Origin of the sequence: Rhizorhabdus histidinilytica (assembly GCF_900167915.1) — a bacterium.
Taxonomy (GTDB): Bacteria; Pseudomonadota; Alphaproteobacteria; order Sphingomonadales; family Sphingomonadaceae; genus Rhizorhabdus; species Rhizorhabdus histidinilytica.
Map to the genome: position 1 here is coordinate 1 of NZ_FUYM01000039.1, position 4,216 is coordinate 4,216.

A 4,216-nucleotide genomic window follows, 5' to 3' on the forward strand; every position below is an offset into this window, starting at 1 on the left:
CACCCTGGAAATGGCGCCACTTGAAATCCGTCATCGTTCCGTCCGTCCAATCTCCGCCAAGCATGCTCAAGCTTCACGATTTTTGCAACAGAGCCACCTGGCGCGTCTGTTCGTGGCCTCGATCGTCGCCAGATCGTGACAGGGCATGCCGGCATTGCCGGTGCTTTCGCCGTGGCGGATGAATATGGCCTTCATGGCTTCCCCTTCATTGCTGGCGAGCGCTATCCAAGCGATATACAAAAGATAGCCAAACAGTAGCGCTTCGCTTGCTTTTCTTGTGTTCGCCAGGAAGCGGCAGGCTATTCGAACAGTTCCGAATGCGTGCCGGCGCGCACGAAGTTCACCAGATTTCCCTCGATCGTGTAGATGAGCAGGAAGTCGCCGCCGATATGGCACTCGCGATGATCGCTCCAATCGCCTTTGAGGGCGTGGTCCAGCCATTCCGGGCCAAGCGGCGCGTCGTTGGCGATGAGGAGCATCATCGCTTCCTTGAGCTGCTTCATGTTGTAGCGCCCGCTGCGCGACAACCGCTCCCAATCCTTCGCGAACCGCTTTTCATAAGACGCCTCTCGGGGGAGCGAGGCGCGCTTACTGCTGGCGGGCTTCTTGGTCGAGGGCATCAAAGACTTCCTGAGGATCGGTGAAACGGGCGCGGCGGGCCTTCATCGTGGCGCGAGAGGCTTCGATGGCTGCCCGTGTTTCGGCGTTCGGCACTTTCAGCTCGAACGGCAAGGCATGATCCTTCGCGACCCGGGTGAGCGTCATGCGGACCACATCGGATACGGTCAGCCCCAGTTCGGCCAGGACGGCGGCGGCTTCATCCTTCAATGTTTCGTCGATGCGCGCACGCACGAAAGCGGTAGCGGCCATAAGAACCTCCTGTGATCCGTGTTCGATGTAGCTCAACTGAGCTACAATTACAACCATTGTGCGCCTGCCGCTTGCGCGGCACCGTGGCTCTAGTTGTAGGGGCTCGCAATCGTAGCGGCGTCTGCTCGCCAACAGCGCGATTTCCTGCTCACGCTATCTGCCACTGGCGCGTGGCGCCGTGCTCAAATTAGCTGCCAATGTGCTCGCCCTCATCCGGCGCTGCTCGCAAACGAGGCGTCGCACTCACGCTGTCTGCCAACAACTTCGACCGCCAGCGGGAGGTCGATCAGACGGCCATAGGCTGTCCCGTTTCTCCATCTGCACCGGGCAGTTTCGGGAAAAGCCAATCGGGAACACATTTCGGGAAAATGGCACCTCGTTGCCATCGAGCGCGCCTTGCCGCCGTCAGCCGTCCCACTCGACCTTCGTTTTTGGGAAACTGCTTATCGTCCGGGCGGGGGCGGTTCGTCGAACAGCATTTCCAGATCATCGGCCTCAAACCCGCCCTTGGGGCGCTCGACGAGCGTGAAGCGCCATCGCTGCCCGCGCCGTAGCTCAGTGAACCCGGCGCGCTCCGCCGCTCGGACGTGGACAAAGACCTTGGGCTGCTTGTCGTCACGAGAGATGAAGCCCCAGGCCCCACCACGGTCGAGGTATTTGATCGTTCCGGTCGGCATGATGCCTTCCTTTCGGGCCTAGCCCTCCTTGGCGCAGGCGAGGCACATCGTCGTCGCGGGCGCACGATCGAGGCGCTTGGCCTCGATTTCCTCACCACAGCGGACGCACCAGCCATAATCGCCGCTGTCGATCCGCATCAGTGCGGCGTCGATGCGGCTACATTCGGCTTGCCGGTGCCGCTGCGCCGCCAGTGCCATTGCCTGCACCTGCATGGCGTCGATCCGCGACAGGCGGCCGACGCTTTCCTGATCGAGCGTGACCGGGGCGCGCGTTTCCTCGGCCGCAGCATCATCGGCGACGAGCTGATCGCGAAGCGCCAGCAGTTGCCGACGCCGCGCATCAAGGTCCGGCGCGTCCCCGGCTATGTCAGCGTACCAACAGTACCGGGGCGCGAACGGTGCGGATCATCGTTGTCGTCGTGCTGCCGACGATCAGGGTGCGAAGCGGCGAGTGTCCATAGGCACCCATCACCAGCATCGCGCCGGGATGCGCCGCCATATGATCGCCGATCACCGCATCGACCTTGCCGTCACGCAGGACGGTTTCGGAACAGGCGGGCAGCGTTGCTGCCGCTGCGCCGAGCTGGTCGCGGTGTTTGCCATCATCCGGCCCCGCCATGACGAGGTGTACTGGCAAACCACCGAACAGCGGCGAGGTAGCGACATGACGGACAGCGCGGCAGGCGGCGGGGCTGTTGTCGAAGGCGATCACCACCGCGTCAGGTGCCTTGGCTTCGCGTGAGGCGATCAGCACCGGCTTGTCGCTGGCACGCACGACCCGTTCGACCTTGGAGCCGATATGGTCGGTCGCGAACTCGCCCGACGCGCCGCGCTTGCCGATGATGACCAATGCAGCATCGGCTTCACGCTCGACGATCGTCTCCACGATCCCTCCATGCAGGTGCATCGACGCGACCGTGATGCCCTGCTCCTTCAAGCGAGTGCCGCCTGCGTCCAGCAGGATGCGCCCTTCCTCGATGGCAAGACGCCCCGCCGCTTCCTCGATGCGGGTCAGCTCTTCCAGCAGCTCGCTTTTGACACCGAGGCCGATCGCGCCGCTATGATCGTTGCGCGATGCCACGGCATCCTTGCGCTGGACGACGTGCAGCAGCTCGACATCGGCCCCGAGCCGGGTAGCGGCCCAGGCCGCCAGATCGACGACGCTGGTCGCGTAGGTGGATGCGTCGATACAGGCCAATATGCGGTTCATAAGCCCTCTCCTCAGTGGGCGCCGAGCGCTGCTTCGGCGCCGGGCTTGTCATGGACGGCGAAGCGATCGACCATCGTCGCGCTCGCCTGATTGAGGCCGATGACCTCGACATGGGTGCCTTCGCGGCGGAACTTGAGGATCGCCTTGTCGAGGCTCCCCACCGCCGAAATGTCCCAGAAGTGCGCGGCGGTCAGGTCGATGACCACATTGTCCAGCACCTCCTTGAAGTCGAAGGCGTCGGCGAACCGCTCGGACGAGGCGAAGAACACCTGACCCGAGACGCGGTAGGTCCGCGTCCTGCCATCCGCGCTCAGCTCGGATGCCACGTCGAACAGGCGCTTGACCTTGCTGGCGAAGAACAGACCGGACAGGATCACGCCTGCGACCACGCCTTGCGCCAGATCGTGCGTCGAGACGACAACCAGCACCGTCACCAGCATGACAACCGACGACTGCCACGGATGGCTCTTGAGGTTCCTGATCGATCCCCAGGAGAAGGTGCCGATCGACACCATAATCATCACCGCGACCAGCGCCGGCATCGGAATGCGGGCGACCAGCGGCCCCAGTACGACGATCAGGAACAGCAGGAACGCGCCCGACACAAAGGTGGAAAGGCGGGTGGAGCCGCCCGACTTCACGTTGATGACCGACTGCCCGATCATGGCGCAGCCGCCCATCCCGCCGAGGAAGCCGGTCAGAAAATTGGCGATACCCTGCCCCTTCATCTCGCGGCGCTTGTTCGATGGCGTGTCGGTCAGATCATCGACGATCTGCGCGGTCATCATCGATTCCAGCAGGCCAACCGCCGCCATCGTCAGCGAATAGGGGAAAATGATGCGCAGCGTTTCCAGCGTGAACGGCACCTGTGGGATGCCGAACGCTGGCAGCGACGAGGGCAGCTTGCCCATATCGCCCACCGTGTTGACCTTGATGCCGGCATAGATCGAGACGATCGTCAGGATCACGATCGCGACCAGCGGCGACGGGATCGCCTTGGTCAGACGCGGGAACAGGTAGATGATCGCCAGGCCCGCCGCGACCATCGCGTAGGTTTCCCACCCGACGTTCGTTAGCTGGGGAAGCTGCGCGATGAAGATTAGGATCGCGAGCGCGTTGACGAAGCCGGTGATGACCGAGCGTGACACATACTGCATCAGCAGGTCGAGCTTCAGGAAGCCGGCGACGCCCTGGATCAGTCCCATGAGGATGGTGGCGGCAAAGAGGTACTGGACGCCGTGATCGCGGATCAGCGGCAGGACAAGAACCGCAATGGCGGCGGTTGCGGCCGAAATCATGCCGGGGCGTCCGCCCACGAGCGAGATGATGACGGCGATGGAGAAGGAGGCAAACAGCCCGACGCTGGCTCTGTTGCAAAGATTGGCGGCAGTCAGAGGTAGGCTGTCGCTCTGCGCCGATCAGGCGGCTGCTGCGAAATGGTGGTTGAGCATGCCCATGG

5 protein-coding genes and 1 pseudogene are annotated in these 4,216 nt (G+C 63.1%); all 6 read right to left on the reverse strand.

Features of this window, described 5'->3' with window-relative positions:
- Nucleotides 1-299 precede the first annotated feature (299 nt).
- Nucleotides 300-620 carry a type II toxin-antitoxin system YafQ family toxin gene (locus B5X82_RS25880; protein ID WP_021246202.1) on the reverse strand — a complete coding sequence of 107 codons (321 nt, stop codon included), beginning with the start codon at nt 618-620 and terminating at the stop codon, nt 300-302.
- Nucleotides 589-870 (reverse strand): type II toxin-antitoxin system RelB/DinJ family antitoxin, encoded by a 282-nt coding sequence (locus B5X82_RS25885; protein WP_007684554.1) that lies wholly within the window; start codon nt 868-870, stop codon nt 589-591. The genes B5X82_RS25880 and B5X82_RS25885 overlap by 32 nt, the downstream gene beginning before the upstream one ends.
- 443 nt (nt 871-1,313) lie before the next feature.
- Nucleotides 1,314-1,547, reverse strand: coding sequence for a cold-shock protein (locus B5X82_RS25890; RefSeq protein ID WP_004213294.1), 234 nt, complete (start codon nt 1,545-1,547; stop codon nt 1,314-1,316).
- Nucleotides 1,548-1,565: 18 nt separating this feature from the next.
- Nucleotides 1,566-1,760, reverse strand: a complete 195-nt coding sequence (locus tag B5X82_RS25895; RefSeq protein ID WP_004213295.1) for a TraR/DksA family transcriptional regulator — start codon at nt 1,758-1,760, stop codon at nt 1,566-1,568.
- A 154-nt stretch (nt 1,761-1,914) separates the two neighbouring features.
- On the reverse strand, nt 1,915-2,757 hold the full coding sequence (locus B5X82_RS25900) for a universal stress protein (RefSeq protein ID WP_004213296.1): 843 nt from the start codon (nt 2,755-2,757) through the stop codon (nt 1,915-1,917).
- An 11-nt stretch (nt 2,758-2,768) separates the two neighbouring features.
- Nucleotides 2,769-4,118: pseudogene (locus B5X82_RS25905) on the reverse strand (SulP family inorganic anion transporter); the annotation flags it as partial.
- Between the last annotated feature and the right edge of the window lie 98 nt (nt 4,119-4,216).